Here is a 14,645-nt window from a genome sequence, read left to right as displayed (position 1 = left end):
GGTGCTCGCCACGGCGTGGCAGGAAAGCTGCTGGCGCCAGTTCGTGCGCCGGAAAGGCAAGGTGCAGGTGATCCAGTCGGGCGTTGGCGCGGTCGGCCTGATGCAGGTCTACCCGCGGGTCTGGCGGGGTTTCTACGACGTTGCCGGTTTGCAGTCGGACGTCGGCTACAACGGTCGCGCCGGGGCCGAGATCCTGCACCATTACCTGCGCGACTACGCCATTGCCAGAAGCGACCACTCCGGCGGCAGCGATGCGGACGATCTTGCCCGTGGCACCTACTCGGTATACAACGGCGGGCCCGGTCATCTGATGCGTCACCGCAAGCCGCAACAACGAGCCGATCTGCGGGACATCGACGCCTCATTCCTGGAGAAGTACGAGGCGGTCAAAGCCGGCAAGGCACTCGAGGTTGGCCGGTGTTTCGCAGCAGCAGAGCGGCCGGGTTGAGCGGGTCGAGAGTCTTGACGATGCGGCGGCCAGGTCAGCCTTGTCTCGGGCCGGTCGGAGAAGATGAACCCGTCCGCCGCCTCGTTGATTCTCCTCGCCCGGCATCTGAGGAGATGATTTGCGGTACCAGCGGGCTGGCCGGGGTTATCTCGGGCCGGGTGATCGAGTATGCGTGGGTCGGTCAGCCGGCCGATCTGGGCAATGATCACGCACGGCTGGCGGACTGTCGAACGGCTGAGCGGTCTTCTTGCGGCAAGTACGTGAACGTCGCCGCCGGGGACAGAGATTGCGTGGCCGATGATCTGTGGACCTGGTGGGCAGCGGCGCGGTCGTTTTCCCATCATCCGGCGTGGCGGCGGTACCCGAGATGGAGGCAAGAACGACGGCGACCGAAGCCGCCGTCGTCTGTCTCCGGAAGGGAGTCTTAACTACGTTGCCGGCGGCGGGCGCCCAGCAGACCAGCCAGCCCGAGACCCATCAGGGCGAGCGAAGCCGGTTCAGGTGCAAACGTCGGCTGGCCAATGAAAACGTTGGGACCCCAGAAGCCGTCCTGATTTGGGATGTCGCTGCGGCCGAAATTCAGAAAGTCCGGGGTGCCGATGGCCAGCCACCGACCAACCTGGTTACCAAGGGCGATCAGGCTGATACCGGGATCGGTGGCAAATCCCGGGTCGTTCCACGTGTAGTTGTCGCCACTGCTGACACCTGCCACCTGATAGGATTGTCCTGCTTCCAGGGTGACCGGCGCGATGGTCACGTAGCGGAAGTGACCAGTGATCGGGTAGGTGTTGTCAACGATGGCGGAGGCGATCAGGGTGCCCGTTCCGGTGCAGTCGGCGTTGTCGCACTTGTACAGGGCCACCGGGTTGGCATGCACCTGACCGGTCTGCGGGTCGGCATAGTAACCGAGGCCCGTTGCCGTCAGGTCCGAGGCACCCACCCTGAAAGAGGTGGCAAAGTCCCAGGTGTTGTTGGTAAAGCTGTTCCCAGCCGTTGCAAATTCCCAAAGCGCGCCAGCGTTGGCCGATGACGCGATGCCAACCGAGGCGACGAGTGCAGCCAGGATCTTGTGTGTAGCTTTCATGTTGTTAACTCCTTGGTGTGCCAAATGTTTTGTTCCGGTCCCCATGACCAGCGCACATCCCCAAGCATAAACCATTCCAGTTTATAAAAATAATTTCAATAAATTGATTTATATTGTTTTATTGCCTTCTGGCGAATTGTGCGATGCTTGGTGTGGGGGGGGATGTAAGAAATTTCGACACCCGGAGCGCCTGCATGGGCCGCCGGTATTGACGGCGGCGGAAGTATGGTCGATTTCGGCCTTGGCAGAATTTGTCTCGAGTCATGCCGAGAAGGCCGGGCAGCCGGGTTTGGCGCAAGCGGGCCAGAGTATCGTCTGGCGGATTCTCGGCCAGAGGCAGACCAGGCCGTACAAGATCAGCCATTGCCCGGAACGGCGCGCCCGAACCCGATCTGCACCTGAGCGTCGGCGAGAAGCCGGGTATTCGGTGCCCTTGGTCTGACGGCGCTGGAGCGAACCCTCGGTGCCTGACAAAGTGGCCACCCTCGGACGGCGAGTCGAGGGTCGGCAGCGCAGCGTCGTGTCCGTTCAACCTGCAGAGGGCAAGGCTTCGTCAGGCAAGACTCCTGAGCCCGACGGCCACCCATTCACCCCGCGTGGGTGCGAGCGTGCTCCGGACATCAGTGTCGAAAAGTTTTACATGTGTTTCAAAGGTCAAAAAAAAGTGACACTAAATTAGTGATCTGTGATCAGGCACAAAAAATGCTTTAGGCTGTTTGTCGACGCAGTTAAAGGTTTGACGCCCTTTTCATCTATTATTTCTGGAGACTGCCATGCGCTTGTCCAAACTTTCTTCGGCCCTGCTCGCTACGATTGGCGTGCTGGTTTCAGCCACTGCCAGTGCCGGTCCGGCGTGGGAGTTCACTTCGGCTGGAAACAGCTTCAACAACAACAACTGGATCTTTGCTTCTGCCTTCAACGTGCTTTCCGACGTGACGGCATCGGGTCTTGGCTATTATGCCGACCCGAATAATGGATTCGTCAATGCCAACCACGTGGCGTTGTATGAATGCAGCAACGTGAACTGCACCGGTACCGGCAACCTGCTCGCCAGCGCCACCGTGGATAACACTTATCCGCTGACCGGCCACTTCCGCTATGTCACCATTGCTCCGATTCTGCTGCAGGCAGGGCACTCTTACGAAGTGGTCGGCGTCAGCTTCGGCGATAACTACACGTGGAACGATCCGGGCTTCGCCACTGATCCGAACATCGTGCTGGTCGGTGACGGGGTTGGGGTCGGCACGACCCGCTGGGAGCTCGAGAACGGTCAGGGGCCCAAGTTCCTCAACTACGTGAACTACAACGAGATTGAGCCCGATGGGTTCTGGGGTCCCAATGTCTTCCTGGGTCAGCCCACCTTTGCCCCCGAGCCTGCCTCCCTCTTGCTCGCTGGCCTCGGTCTGGCTGGTCTGGGTTGGACTCGTCGCCGTCGCGCCGGCAAATAATCTGCAGTCAGTCTTGCCAGGCGTCGAGTGAGAAACGGCGACTTCGGGTCGCCGTTTCTCATTTTTCACAGGCTGCAACCAGTCTTCAGTCGCGTGCCGCCGGAATGCTTTGCATGGGCGACAAGCTACTCGCTGCTGCCGTTCAACCAGCGCAACGCGACGCTCAGGCAGACGTTGAGGGTCTGTCGGTCGAGGCCGCCGGGCAGTTCGGTCAACAGTCGGTCGCAGCCGGCCGCATCGTTGTCGTCGAAGCATTCGAGCAGCGCCAGGATACTGCCGAGCAGGCCCGCGCGTCGGCAAAGCGCGGCGCGGACCTCTTCATCGACGGCAATCTGATCGAGGATTTCCTCGATTGGCAGGCCCAGCGCGGCCGGCATCATTGACAGAATGCCGCTCATGAAGGCCAGGTCGGCCAGTTTGCGCTGATTGGCTGGCAGGCCGATTTCGATCAACAGTTCCATCATGCGGCCGCGCAGGGCCGCTACCTGGAGCAGCGGCGAGCGGGCCGGATCGGCCGTTTCGTGGTTCGGCGCGAGCAGGAGCAGCGACAGCCAGCGCTGCAACTGTCGTCGTCCGAAGAGGGTGATGGCATGGCGCAAGGTGGTTACCGGCTGGGCGAGGCGGCCGCCGCGGTGTCCCACCGAATTGACCACCCGCAGCAGGTTCAGGGTGAGTGCCGGCTCATGCTTGAAGGCGTCCTCGATCACCGCCGTATCGACGTCCCGCCCGACGAGGTTGATCAGGCGAACCAGGGCCGCCTGTGAGGCGGAAAGGCGGCGGCCGGAAACGATTTCGGCTTGGGCGAAGTAGCGGCCCTGGAACAGGGAGAAGCCGAGGCTGCGACAGCGTTCCATCTGTTCGCGGCTGCCGATGCCCTGCGCCAGCAGCTTGATCGGCAGTTTGCGCAGGGAGCCGGCCAGGTTCCCCAACTGCTCGTGATCAGCCAGGGCGACGTCGATCTTGATCACATCGACCATCGACAGCAGAGGCCGGCTGCGTTCGTCGATACCGCGGTAGTCGGTGATGGCCAGCGCATAGCCGCGTTCGCGCAGACCACGGCAACGCGTCAGGATCTCCCTGTCCGGTGCGCCGTCGAGCAGCAGTTCGAGGACGACACCGGCGGCGGGCAGCAACTCGAGTGCCGCCTGCTGCAGGAAGCCGGTGTCTATGCCGATGTAGGCGCAGGCGTTGCCCAGAGCGCTCTGCATGCCCAGCTCCGAGTACGCGGCGCAGACCGCGGCGGCTGCCGTCGCCTCGCCCATGTCGTCGGCCGCCTGCTCGCTGCGGCGCAATGAGAGATGATAGCCGGCGAGTTCCTGTTTCCGGTCAAGGATCGGCTGGCGGAAGAGAAAGGCGCTCTTCAGGGATTGCTCGGTCATCGCTGCAGTTCGGGCGGGAGTCTCGGGGCGTATCAGAATGGCAAGGCCATGCCAGGGCGGGCGGCGTGCAGCACACGGCGGAAATCGGCCTGGATGCGTGCCAGCGCCTCGGCGTTGTCGGCTTCGAATCTTAGCACCACCACCGGCGTGGTGTTCGACGGGCGTGCCAGTCCGAAGCCATCAGCGTATTCGACGCGCAGGCCGTCGATGGTGATGATCTCGCGCGCCCCGATGAAGCTCGCCTGCTGCTGCAGTTGTTCGATCAGCGCAAAAGGCTCGCCTTCGCGCATGCCGATGTTCAGCTCGGGGGTCGAGCTGCTGTCCGGCAGTGCTTTCAGCAGGCGGTTCGCATCGGCCGCCTGAGATACGATTTCCAGCAGACGCGCACCGGCATAGAGGCCGTCATCGAAGCCGAACCAGCGTTCCTTGAAGAACACGTGGCCGCTCATCTCGCCGGCCAGCGGCGCACCGGTTTCCTTGAGCTTGGCCTTGACCAGGGCGTGACCGGTCTTCCACATCATCGGTTCGCCGCCATGCTGGCGAATCCAGGGTGCCAGCCGGCGGGTGCACTTGACGTCGTAGATGATCGGCTGTCCGGGACAGCGACGCAGGACATCGGCGGCAAAGAGCATCAACTGACGATCCGGGTAGATGATTTCCCCGTCCTTGGTGACCACGCCCAGACGGTCGCCGTCGCCGTCGAAGGCCAGTCCGATTTCGGCGTCGGTGTCGCGCAGTGCCCGGATCAGATCCCGCAGGTTCTCGGGTCTGGATGGATCGGGGTGGTGGTGCGGAAAGTTTCCGTCCACGGCACAGAACAGTTCGACCAGGTCGCAGCCCAAAGCCCGGAAAAGCTGCGGAGCGATGCCGCCAGCGACGCCGTTGCCGCAGTCGATGGCGATCTTCATCGGGCGCGCCAGATGGATGTCGTTGCCGATACGCGCCAGGTAGGCCGGCTGCACGTCGACGCTGCTCGCCTGGCCGCTGCCATGCGCGAGCTGGTCGGCGTCCACGCGGCGGCGGATTGCCTGAATCGTTTCGCCGGCCAGCGTCTCGCCACCAATCACCATCTTTAACCCGTTGTAGTCGGGTGGGTTGTGGCTGCCGGTGACGGCGACGCAGCTCAGGCAGCCCAGTTCGTGCGCCGCGAAGTAGACCACCGGGGTTGGCACGCAGCCAACGTCGATGGTGTCGATGCCCGCCTGGCGGATCCCTTGCATCAGCGCCACGGCCAGTTCCGGTCCTGACAGGCGTCCGTCGCGGCCGACCGCGATTGCGCGTTGCCCGCGCTCCAGCGCCAACGAACCCAGGCCATGGCCGATGCGGCGGATGATGTCGGCGGTCAGTGTCCGGCCGACGATGCCGCGAATGTCGTAGGCCTTGAAGATCTCTTGGGGCAGGGGGGCGTTCATCTCAAACCTCGTGCTGGAAATAGTGGAAGATGCGTTGCGGCAGCCAGTCCAGCCGGCCCGGCAGGTTGCCGGTGACGAAGCCGACGTGTCCGCCTTGGCGCGGCAATTCGAGCCGGACGCTGCGCGCCACCTGGCTGGCGGTGGGCAGCGCGTGTGCCGGCAGGAAGGGATCATTGATGGCGTTGAGGACCAGGGTCGGCAACTGGATGCCGGCCAGCCAGGGTTTGCTCGAGGCACGTCGCCAATAGTCGTCGGCGCCGCTGAAGCCGTGCAGCGGGGCGGTGACGACGTCGTCGAACTCGTAGAGGTTGCTGGCCGCGCACATCCGTCGTTCGTCGAACAGACCGGGATAGCGGCGCAGCTTGGCGGCGGCATGACGCTTCAGGGTGTGCAGGAAGTGCCGGGTGTAAACGCGGTTGAAGCCGCGCGCCAGGTGGTGACCACAGGCCGCCAGATCGAGCGGGGCACTGATCGCGGCGGCGGCCTGCACGCAACTGGCGGCGCTGGCCTCGCGCTCGCCCAGCCACTTGAGCAGCGCGTTGCCGCCCAGCGAAACACCGACCGCGTAGTGCGGGCGTGCCGGGAAGCTCTGCCGCAGGCGGCGCAGGATCCAGTCGATCTCGTCGCTGTCGCCCGAATGGTAGGCGCGTGGTAGGCGATTGCTCTCGCCCGAACAGCCACGAAAATTGACCACCACTGCGCTCCAGCCGATGGTCGCCGCGCTGCGCAGCAGGGTGATCGCATAGTGACTGCTGGAGTTCCCTTCGAGACCATGAAAGAGGACGAACAGCGGCCGGCGGTCGGCGGTCGGCGGGGCGGCTGGAGGATCGACCCAGTCGAGGTCGATGAAATCGCCATCCGGCGTCTCCCAGCGTTGCCGGAGATAGGGCAGGGGGTCGGGCCGGATGAACAGCGGATAGATGGTTTGCAGGTGGCCGCCGGGTAGCCAGCCGGGCGCGCGATAATCGCTCAATGCAAAGTCCGCGGTTTGCCGCGTTCGCTGGCGCCGCCGCCTTCCGCAACATCGCGGTCGGCCGCCGTGGAGGAGTGATGCGCGAGGAGTCGCCAGCCACTGGCCCCGCGCTGGAAGACATTGGTTGCCAGCATCGGCCCGTGCGGCTTGCGTTCGTCGCCGATGTACAGCGTTTCGACGACGTTGTGCACCGACAGCAGCATGCCGCTCCAGCGCAGGCCGCGTGTCAGGCGCACAGAGAGGCGCGGGTTGTTGGCGAAGATGCTGCGCCAACTGTCACGGATCGCCTCGGCGCCGACCAGACGCTGGCCGGTGGGGTGAATGCACACGATTTCCTCGTCGTCGGCCCAGACGCTCATCAGGGCGCCCAGATCCGCGCGGGCGATGGCCTCGTAGAAGGCCGCCTCGACATCTTCCGGCGTGGCAAAGACGACGATCATGCCGCTGCTCCGGTCAGGCAGGCGTCGAGCACGCGCTGCGATTCGAGCCGGTTCAGGCAGTCGAGATGGCCGAGTGGGCATTGGCGCTTGAAACAGGGGCTGCACGGCAGATTCAGGCTGATGATCCTCGCCCTGTCCGACAAGGGCGGGGTGAAGCCGGGCGACGACGAACCATAGATCGCGACCAGCGGTCGTCCGAGGGCAGCGGCGACGTGCATCAATCCCGAATCATTGCAGACGACGAAGGATGCGGCGCTCAGGAGATCGATGGCCTGCGTCAGCGAGGTGGCGCCGCAGAGATTGAGCGGCAGGCTGCCGGGGTTGGCGCGGTCGACGATTTCTTCCCCGATCGCCCGGTCCTTGGCCGAACCGAGCAGCCATACCGCATAGCCTCGGCTGGCCAGGGCATCGGCCAGTGCGGCGAAATGCACGGACGGCCAGCGCTTGGCCGGACCGTACTCGGCACCCGGGCAGAAGACCGCCAGTTGCTGCGGGAGCTTGACGCCGAGTGCCGCCAGCGTCTCGCTGCGTTGCGCCGGGTTGGCTTCCAGCCGCGGTTGCGGGAGCGGACGCGGCAGGGCGGCGCCCGGCGCCTCGGCGAGTTGCGCGAAGCGTTCAGCCATTTGCGGCAACACGCTCTTGTTCAAGTTGTGACGGTGGTTGATCAGCCCGTAACGGCTTTCGCCGACGAAGCCGATTCGTTCGGGGATATCGGCCAGGAAGGGAATCAGGGCCGACTTGATCGAATTGGGCAGCACGTAGGCACGCTGATAACCCTGCTGTGCCAGGCGGCGCGCCACCCGATGGCGGGCTTTCAGCGACAGTTCGCCATGCGTGAACGGGCTGTCGACGATGCTGCCGATTTCCGGCATGCGTTCGAGAACTGGTGCCACCCAACGCGGTGCCAGAGCGTCGAGCTGCAGGCCGGGGATTTGCGCGTGCAATCGCATGAAAAGCGGTTGCGCCAGAACCGTGTCGCCGATCCACGAAGGGGCGACGATCAGAGCTTTCATCGAGGGTTGCTCACTCGGCTACCCGTGGCGGGTAGCCGGCGGTCAGTGGTGGCCTTTCGGCAGTTCGCCCTTCAGCACGTAGTGGGCGCTGCAGTAGGGGCAGACGACTTGGCCGGTATGCGTGAGGTCGAGAAAGACGCGTGGATGCCTGGCCCACAAGGGCGAGTCCTTGGTCGGGCAGTGCAGTGGCAGGTCGTGCGCGGTGACCTCGATGGGCTTCTGCTGGGCGTTCTGAGACATGTTTAGGGCAACCTTGCAAGCAACAACGGTTAGACGTAGGCGAGCCAGTCGGCATGCGCCGGCACGCGGCCGTTCACACAGTCGAAAAACAGGCTCTGGATCCTGGTCGTGAGCGGACCGCGGTGGCCGGCGCCGATCTGGCGGTTGTCGAGTTCGCGGATGGGTGTCACCTCGGCGGCGGTGCCGGTGAAAAAGGCTTCGTCGGCGCAATAGACCTCGTCACGCGTGATGCGCTTCTCGATCACCGGGATGTCGAGTTCGTCGGCGAGCTGCAGCACCGAGGCGCGGGTGATCCCCTCGAGGCAGGAGGTGAGGTCCGGGGTGTACAGCTTGCCCTTCTTGACGATGAAGATGTTCTCGCCGGCGCCTTCGGCGACATAGCCATCGACATCGAGCAGCAGCGCCTCGTCGTAGCCGTTGTGCGCCACCTCCTGGTGGGCGAGGATGGAGTTGGTGTAGGTGCCGACCGACTTCGAGCGGCACATGTTGATGTTCACGTGATGACGGGTGAAGGAAGAGGTCTTGACCCGGATGCCCTTTTCCATTCCCTCGGCGCCCAGATAGGCTCCCCAGGGCCAGGCGGCGATGGCGACGTGCGTGCTGATCGACGTGGCGGCGATGCCCATTGCTTCCGAACCGTAGAAGACGATCGGCCGAATGTAGCAGGACTCGAGCTGGTTGGCGCGCACCACTTCCTTCTGCGCTTCGAGCAGGGTTTCCTTGTCGTAGGGCATCTTCATCTGGAAGATGTAGGCCGAGCTGAACAAGCGGTCGGTGTGTTCCTCGAGCCGGAAGATGGCGGTGCCTTTTGCCGCCTTGTAGGCGCGTATCCCTTCAAAGACACCCATGCCGTAATGCAGCGTGTGGGTCAGCACGTGGGTGGTCGCCTGGCGCCATGGCACCAGCTCGCCATCGTACCAGATGAAGCCGTCGCGATCCGCCATGGACATCTTCTTCTCTCCCTTTGCCGGAATTCCTGAAGCGGAAATTCTAGCCGATTTCGCCCCCCGGTTGGCGGTAAAATGGCGCTTTCGGCTCCCTGCAAGGCTGCTGCAATGGTCTGGAAACCCAACGTTACCGTCGCCTCGGTACTCGAACGTGACGGTCGCTTCCTGCTCGTCGAAGAGAATACCGAATACGGCATCTGCTACAACCAGCCGGCCGGCCACCTGGAGTGCGGCGAATCGCTGGTCGATGCGGTCGTCCGGGAAACCCTCGAAGAGACGGCCCATGGCTTTACCCCGCAATACCTGGTCGGGATCTACAACCACCGCAACGAAGCGAGGGACGTGACCTATCTGCGTTTCGCCTTTGGCGGAGAGATCGTCACGCACGATCCCGGGCGGTCGCTCGACGAGGGAATCCTGGCGGCCCACTGGCTGACCCTCGAAGAGATTCGCGCTCTCCAGACGCAGCATCGCAGTCCGCTGGTCCTGCGCTGCATCGAGGACTGGCTGGCCGGCTGGCGTTACCCGCTGCAACTCCTGAGCCACAGCACATGCGCTGGCTGACGGCCGTGCTGCTGTGCGGCCTGGCCGCTGCCGTGCCGGCGGAAACCATTCGCGTCTGTTACAACTACGGCTGCGCGGCAGAGGCCGAGGTGCGCTACAGCGAGCTGCAGTTGGCGCAGGTGCGCGCCCTGCTCGGCTCTGCCACCGACCCGGCCGACGAGCGCGCAAGGCTGGCCCTGGCGGTTGGCTGGCTGCTTGGCTGGGCCGGCGAGCAGACGCCGATTGCTGCCGATCGTGGCGGCAATCAGGCCGACGACGGCGTCTTCGGGCGGATGGACTGCATCGACCACGCGACGACCACCACACGCCTGCTGCGCCTGCTCGAGGAACGTCACTGGTTGCGCTTCCACCAGGTCACGCAGCCGGTGCTGCGTGTGCGTTATCTGCTTGCCATGCATTTTTCGGCACAGATCGAGGAGGTCGTACCGCCGGTTGCGGCGCCGGCGGAGGCCGCCGGGCCGGACCGCTTTGTCGTCGATAGCTGGTTTCGCGACAATGGCCAACCGGCGGTGGTGCTGGCGCTGACCGACTGGCTCGATGGTGCGGGCGAGGAGGAAAGCGCACAGGGGACGGTGGTTGCCAGCGGGCCGGTCGATGGCCCATGAATCCAGAGCAGGCAGGGGCACAAGGATGAACGAGGGAAAGACAGTGGTCGTCGGCCTGTCGGGCGGCGTCGATTCGGCGGTGGCCGCCTGGCTGCTCAAGCAGCAGGGATGGCGGGTGGTCGGACTGTTCATGAAGAACTGGGAGGATGACGATAGCGAGGAGTATTGCGCGTCGCGGCAGGATCTGATCGACGTGATGAGCGTGGCCGATACCCTGGGCATCGAGGTCGACGTGGTGAATTTCGCGGCCGAATACCGGGAGCGTGTCTTTGCCCATTTCCTCAAGGAGTACGCAGCGGGGCGCACACCCAATCCGGACGTGCTGTGCAACTCGGAGATCAAGTTCAGCGCCTTTCTCGACTACGCGCTGAAGATCGGTGCCGATTGCATTGCCACCGGTCATTACGCCGGCGTGCGTGAATTCCAGGGTGTCTGGCAGTTGCTCAAGGCCGAAGACGGCACCAAGGATCAGAGCTACTTCCTGCATCGCCTCAAGCAGCCGCAACTGGCGCAGACGCTCTTCCCGCTGGCCGGCCTGTACAAGCGCGAGGTGCGCCGGATGGCCGAGGCGGCCGGTCTGCATGTGGCGCTCAAGAAGGATTCGACCGGCATCTGCTTCATCGGCGAGCGACCGTTCAAGGAGTTCCTGATGCGTTATCTGCCGCCCCGGAAGGGCGAGATTCGCTGTCTCGACGACGACCGGGTGGTTGGCGAGCACGATGGCGTCGCCTATCACACCATCGGCCAGCGCAAGGGGCTGCATGTCGGCGGCGTCAAGGGCGGCAGGACGGGCGCCAGCGGTGACCACGACGCCTGGTTCGTGGCGCGCAAGGATGTCGCCAGCAATGTCCTCTACGTCGTGCAGGGGCACACGCACCCCGCCCTGTTGAGCGACGAGTTGAGCGCCTGGGACCTGTCGTGGATCTCCGGTGAGCCGCCGCACACGCACTGGGTTTATACGGCAAGGACCCGTTACCGGCAGGCCGATGCTCCCTGCGAAGTCGAGCGGCTGGGCTCCGACGCCTGTCAGATCCGGTTTGCCGAGCCACAGTGGGCGGTTACACCGGGGCAATCCGTCGTGCTGTACGAGAGTCGAGTCTGTCTTGGCGGAGGAGTGATCGGCTGAGCGGGTACTGCGGCTCGACAGCGGCTGACCCTGTGTCCTGCCAGAGGCCAGAGATCTGCCGGGCCGGGAAGGAGGCATGTCGGCGCTGGTTCTTGAGCAGGAGAAATCGGCGAGGTCGGAATGGTCTATAGTGACGAGCGGACCATGGCTGGCGCATAACGGTTTCTGCAGAAGAATGTGGCGGGCCTGGCGCAGTCAGGGCCAGCGAGCGTAGCGGTGGATGCCGCTGATGGTTCGAGTTTGCAGTTGGACGTTGGCAAGGAGACAGTCGATGATCCCAAGCGTCTTGCGTCGATTCTGGTTGTGGTTCGAGCGGGTTTACCTGGTGTATTTCGTCGATCGTGTCGTCCTGGCATCGTCGATCAGAAAATTCTACCGAATGGCCGCCGGCCATATCTACTTTCAGGCACTGGCGGCCGCGGTCGAACTGGATCTATTCACCATCCTGCGCGCCGAAGGAGCGATGACCATTGCCGAACTGGCACATCGGCTGGGCCTCCAGGAACAACCCTGCCGCATACTGGTGCAGGCTCTGACCGCCAACGGCGTACTGAGGAAACGGGGCGACCGCTACGCGAACACCATCATGTCGCGCATCGCCTTCTCGGCGCAGGACCCGCGTAACCTGAAGGCCACCATCCTCTGGCAGAAGTACATTGTTTACAAGCCGATGTCGCGTTTCCTGGAATCTCTGCAGGAATACCGGAACGTTGGGCTGGAGGAAATTCCGGGGAGCGGACAGACTCTTTACGAGCGCCTCGAAGCACATCCGTGGCTGGAAAAGATCTTCCAGGATTCGATGCAGGAGATCTCCATTCAAGCGAACGATTTGCTGGCGCGCTACGTGGATTTCAGCGCTACACGCATGCTGGTCGATGTCGGTGGCGGCAATGGTACCAACCTTCTCGCAGTGGCCCACAGGCACCGGCATTTGCAGGGTCGCGTGTTTGACCTGCCCAGCATCTGCAGCAAGGCGACCGAGCATTTTGCACGCGAGAACCTGGCGGATCGCCTGTCTGCCGTGCCGGGCAATGTCTTCACCGACGATTTTCCAGTCGGGGCGGATGCCTTCATGTTCTGCCATTTTCTGTGTATCTGGTCGAAGGCGCAGAACCTTGAGTTTCTGCGCAAGGCTTGCGACAAGCTTGGGGCAGGTGGCCGGGTGATCGTTTTCGACATCATGGAAAAGGATTCCGGAGATGGTCCATTGGCAGCGGCCATGGGATCGCCGTACTTCATTGCACTGGCGACCGGAGGCGGGATGATCTACATGAAGAAGGAGTACGAGGATCTGTGCCGCCAAGCCGGATTCAGCAGGGTCGAGCGGGTCGAGCTCCCGCGAGAGCACACGGCAATCATCGCCACCAAGTAGAAGCTTCCGGCAGAATTTCCCGTGCGTCACCGCCAGTGGTTCCAGCCAGATCGACACGCCAAGCCCGGTGCGCTCAGCGCGCCATCGGCGCGGCGCAGCAAACCACCCGGAAGCTGTGTGCGCCTTAAGCACGCGTGACGCTGACTCGATTCCTGGGGATGCAAATGAAAACCCCGCCTAGGCGGGGTTTTCATCAAACTTTTTCCCGGAGACTATCCGGGAGACGGGCTGCGTGACCGTCAGGCCTTCTTGACTTCGCGGCGGGCGCGATAACCGAGGCCGGCCAAACCCAGTCCGAGCAGCGCCAGACTACCAGGCTCGGGAACCGCAAAGTCCGAAATCTCGCCGGTGCCACGGAAGGCCCAAGAACCCAGCGGCTGACCCAGCTGGCCGGAAGACGAGAACTGCTTGTCGGCTTTGTCCGGGCAAGGTGCGCCATCAGCCGCCACACATTCGAACTTGTTGGTGTCGAAATAGAATTCGGCAGCGCCACCGGTGACGTCAAGCAGGCCCGAACCGAGCAGGCTGACGGCTGTGTCGAAGGGCGGTCCGGCGAGCCGGAAGCCGGTGGACTGCAGCGTGATCGCCGAGCCGTCAAAGCTGCCAGTTCCGCCGATCGGTGATCCGGCAAGTTTCAGGAAGAGGTCACCGTTCGTGGCGGTGGCGATACCATCCGCAAGGGTCCCTGCAGCCGAGAAGTTCTGGCTGGGGTCGGAATAGATCTCGATCACGCCACCAGAGAACAAGATTTTGTCGACATCCGGAGCAGCTCCACCCGGAATCAGATCCTGGGCGATGTAGTTGTGGAAATAAAAGGTCAGCTCGCGGCCGTTATCTCCACTTGACCAGACGACGTTGTTGGCCGAGTCGTAGATGTTGTTTACCTTGCCGATACCGATCAGCTCATCGCCTGCCGCCGTAATCGGGCCGCCAGCCGCGTTTGACTCGAACAGATCGCTGGTCTCGAAGACCGAGCCGACCGGGAAGGTGATGCCGAGCACCGTGACCGTGCTGGCTGCTGCAGGAAGGCTCAGGGCACCCAGGAGGGCCGCCGCCAAGGCTGTTTTGCGAATGGTCATAATAATTTGCTCCCAAGTTAAGTTTAAGGCTTTGGGTGCTGGGAGTTCTGCCGCCCGAAACCTCTAGGGCACCCTTACAGCAACCGCACCCAACAGTAAGCAATCGGTGTGCCAGGGGATTTCCGGGGGGCGACATGTACGCCTAACACACTGGTTTATAAATATATTGATTTCTGCATGGCGAGGTCTGCAGTGATTGCCGGGCTTCGTTCGAACCACAACCGGGACACCACTGTAAAATTTTCCGACACTGACCGCCTCTCGGGAAGGCACGAGTCTCGCCCGTCCCTCCGCTGCCAGACACCCGAGCGACCCGGACGTTCGATCGACTGGCCCACGGCAGGCACCGGCAGACGAACCGGCAATGATTCCCGATGTCAATCCAAAGCACAGATGTCCGCTTTCCTGCCAAGCAGAAATGTCCGGTAGGCGCGTCATGGCAGAGCGGAATTCCGCTCTGCCATGACGCGGGCGGCGGCCGGGGAGAAAGGCAGGCGCCAGGGGTGCCGGGCAGA

Annotated in this window: 15 protein-coding genes; 6 read left to right on the top strand and 9 right to left on the bottom strand. The window is 63.3% G+C overall.

Annotated features, from left to right (window positions below):
* A partial coding sequence (locus tag JNK99_RS14310) for a lytic transglycosylase domain-containing protein (protein WP_291854238.1) occupies window positions 1-448 on the top strand: 448 nt, incomplete at its 5' end.
* 424 nt (window positions 449-872) lie between these two features.
* On the opposite strand, the gene JNK99_RS14305 is transcribed toward JNK99_RS14310, so the two are convergent.
* Complete coding sequence (locus tag JNK99_RS14305) at window positions 873-1,532, bottom strand: PEP-CTERM sorting domain-containing protein (RefSeq protein WP_291854237.1); 660 nt, start codon at window positions 1,530-1,532, stop codon at window positions 873-875.
* A gap of 773 nt (window positions 1,533-2,305) precedes the next feature.
* On the opposite strand from JNK99_RS14305, the gene JNK99_RS14300 reads away from it, so the two are divergent.
* The gene (locus JNK99_RS14300; RefSeq protein ID WP_291854236.1) at window positions 2,306-2,980 is read left to right on the top strand and encodes a PEP-CTERM sorting domain-containing protein; all 675 of its coding nucleotides are present in this window, start codon (window positions 2,306-2,308) and stop codon (window positions 2,978-2,980) included.
* A gap of 125 nt (window positions 2,981-3,105) precedes the next feature.
* On the opposite strand, the gene JNK99_RS14295 is transcribed toward JNK99_RS14300, so the two are convergent.
* The 7 genes from JNK99_RS14295 to JNK99_RS14265 are packed head-to-tail and all read right to left on the bottom strand — an operon-like array spanning window position 3,106 to window position 9,387.
* Complete coding sequence (locus JNK99_RS14295; RefSeq protein ID WP_291854235.1) at window positions 3,106-4,359, bottom strand: EAL domain-containing protein; 1,254 nt, start codon at window positions 4,357-4,359, stop codon at window positions 3,106-3,108.
* Between the two features lie 32 nt (window positions 4,360-4,391).
* Window positions 4,392-5,771: a phosphomannomutase/phosphoglucomutase gene (locus tag JNK99_RS14290; protein ID WP_291854234.1), complete on the bottom strand. Its 1,380-nt coding sequence runs from the start codon at window positions 5,769-5,771 to the stop codon at window positions 4,392-4,394.
* A 1-nt stretch (window position 5,772) separates the two neighbouring features.
* Window positions 5,773-6,744: a hydrolase gene (locus JNK99_RS14285; RefSeq protein WP_291854233.1), complete on the bottom strand. Its 972-nt coding sequence runs from the start codon at window positions 6,742-6,744 to the stop codon at window positions 5,773-5,775.
* Window positions 6,741-7,184: a nuclear transport factor 2 family protein gene (locus tag JNK99_RS14280; protein ID WP_291854232.1), complete on the bottom strand. Its 444-nt coding sequence runs from the start codon at window positions 7,182-7,184 to the stop codon at window positions 6,741-6,743. The genes JNK99_RS14285 and JNK99_RS14280 overlap by 4 nt, the downstream gene beginning before the upstream one ends.
* Window positions 7,181-8,197, bottom strand: coding sequence for a lipopolysaccharide heptosyltransferase II (gene waaF / locus JNK99_RS14275; RefSeq protein ID WP_291854231.1), 1,017 nt, complete (start codon window positions 8,195-8,197; stop codon window positions 7,181-7,183). The genes JNK99_RS14280 and waaF overlap by 4 nt, the downstream gene beginning before the upstream one ends.
* 42 nt (window positions 8,198-8,239) lie before the next feature.
* The gene (locus JNK99_RS14270) at window positions 8,240-8,437 is read right to left on the bottom strand and encodes a zinc-finger domain-containing protein (protein ID WP_291854230.1); all 198 of its coding nucleotides are present in this window, start codon (window positions 8,435-8,437) and stop codon (window positions 8,240-8,242) included.
* Between the two features lie 29 nt (window positions 8,438-8,466).
* Window positions 8,467-9,387: a branched-chain amino acid transaminase gene (locus JNK99_RS14265; protein WP_291854229.1), complete on the bottom strand. Its 921-nt coding sequence runs from the start codon at window positions 9,385-9,387 to the stop codon at window positions 8,467-8,469.
* Window positions 9,388-9,492: 105 nt separating this feature from the next.
* On the opposite strand from JNK99_RS14265, the gene JNK99_RS14260 reads away from it, so the two are divergent.
* The 4 genes from JNK99_RS14260 (at window position 9,493) to JNK99_RS14245 (ending at window position 13,051) form a co-directional block, all read left to right on the top strand.
* The gene (locus JNK99_RS14260) at window positions 9,493-9,948 is read left to right on the top strand and encodes an NUDIX hydrolase (protein ID WP_291854228.1); all 456 of its coding nucleotides are present in this window, start codon (window positions 9,493-9,495) and stop codon (window positions 9,946-9,948) included.
* Window positions 9,936-10,553, top strand: a complete 618-nt coding sequence (locus tag JNK99_RS14255) for a hypothetical protein (RefSeq protein WP_291854227.1) — start codon at window positions 9,936-9,938, stop codon at window positions 10,551-10,553. Before JNK99_RS14260 ends, JNK99_RS14255 begins: the two co-directional genes overlap by 13 nt.
* A 25-nt stretch (window positions 10,554-10,578) precedes the next feature.
* Window positions 10,579-11,679, top strand: a complete 1,101-nt coding sequence (mnmA, locus tag JNK99_RS14250; protein WP_291854224.1) for a tRNA 2-thiouridine(34) synthase MnmA — start codon at window positions 10,579-10,581, stop codon at window positions 11,677-11,679.
* Between the two features lie 271 nt (window positions 11,680-11,950).
* Window positions 11,951-13,051 (top strand): methyltransferase, encoded by a 1,101-nt coding sequence (locus JNK99_RS14245; protein ID WP_291854222.1) that lies wholly within the window; start codon window positions 11,951-11,953, stop codon window positions 13,049-13,051.
* 239 nt (window positions 13,052-13,290) lie between these two features.
* Here JNK99_RS14245 and JNK99_RS14240 read toward each other — a convergent pair whose 3' ends face one another.
* A complete protein-coding gene (locus JNK99_RS14240; RefSeq protein WP_291854220.1) occupies window positions 13,291-14,130 on the bottom strand; it encodes a PEP-CTERM sorting domain-containing protein in 840 nt (279 codons plus the stop codon).
* Between the last annotated feature and the right edge of the window lie 515 nt (window positions 14,131-14,645).

The organism is Accumulibacter sp. (genome assembly GCF_016789985.1).
Lineage (GTDB): Bacteria > Pseudomonadota > Gammaproteobacteria > Burkholderiales > Rhodocyclaceae > Accumulibacter.
The sequence above is the reverse complement of the archived record's forward strand: the minus strand, read 5'-3'. Positions and strand labels throughout refer to the sequence as shown.

What these genes read in the sequence shown, in the direction of transcription:
- JNK99_RS14300 (WP_291854236.1), top strand. Translation starts at nt 2,306, where the DNA reads ATGCGCTTGTCCAAACTTTCTTCGGCCCTGCTCGCTACGATTGGCGTG.
- JNK99_RS14260 (WP_291854228.1), top strand. Translation starts at nt 9,493, where the DNA reads ATGGTCTGGAAACCCAACGTTACCGTCGCCTCGGTACTCGAACGTGAC.
- JNK99_RS14270 (WP_291854230.1), bottom strand. Translation starts at nt 8,437, where the DNA reads ATGTCTCAGAACGCCCAGCAGAAGCCCATCGAGGTCACCGCGCACGAC.
- JNK99_RS14255 (WP_291854227.1), top strand. Translation starts at nt 9,936, where the DNA reads ATGCGCTGGCTGACGGCCGTGCTGCTGTGCGGCCTGGCCGCTGCCGTG.
- mnmA (WP_291854224.1), top strand. Translation starts at nt 10,579, where the DNA reads ATGAACGAGGGAAAGACAGTGGTCGTCGGCCTGTCGGGCGGCGTCGAT.
- JNK99_RS14265 (WP_291854229.1), bottom strand. Translation starts at nt 9,387, where the DNA reads ATGTCCATGGCGGATCGCGACGGCTTCATCTGGTACGATGGCGAGCTG.
- JNK99_RS14240 (WP_291854220.1), bottom strand. Translation starts at nt 14,130, where the DNA reads ATGACCATTCGCAAAACAGCCTTGGCGGCGGCCCTCCTGGGTGCCCTG.
- JNK99_RS14305 (WP_291854237.1), bottom strand. Translation starts at nt 1,532, where the DNA reads ATGAAAGCTACACACAAGATCCTGGCTGCACTCGTCGCCTCGGTTGGC.
- JNK99_RS14245 (WP_291854222.1), top strand. Translation starts at nt 11,951, where the DNA reads ATGATCCCAAGCGTCTTGCGTCGATTCTGGTTGTGGTTCGAGCGGGTT.
- JNK99_RS14295 (WP_291854235.1), bottom strand. Translation starts at nt 4,359, where the DNA reads ATGACCGAGCAATCCCTGAAGAGCGCCTTTCTCTTCCGCCAGCCGATC.
- waaF (WP_291854231.1), bottom strand. Translation starts at nt 8,197, where the DNA reads ATGAAAGCTCTGATCGTCGCCCCTTCGTGGATCGGCGACACGGTTCTG.
- JNK99_RS14280 (WP_291854232.1), bottom strand. Translation starts at nt 7,184, where the DNA reads ATGATCGTCGTCTTTGCCACGCCGGAAGATGTCGAGGCGGCCTTCTAC.
- JNK99_RS14290 (WP_291854234.1), bottom strand. Translation starts at nt 5,771, where the DNA reads ATGAACGCCCCCCTGCCCCAAGAGATCTTCAAGGCCTACGACATTCGC.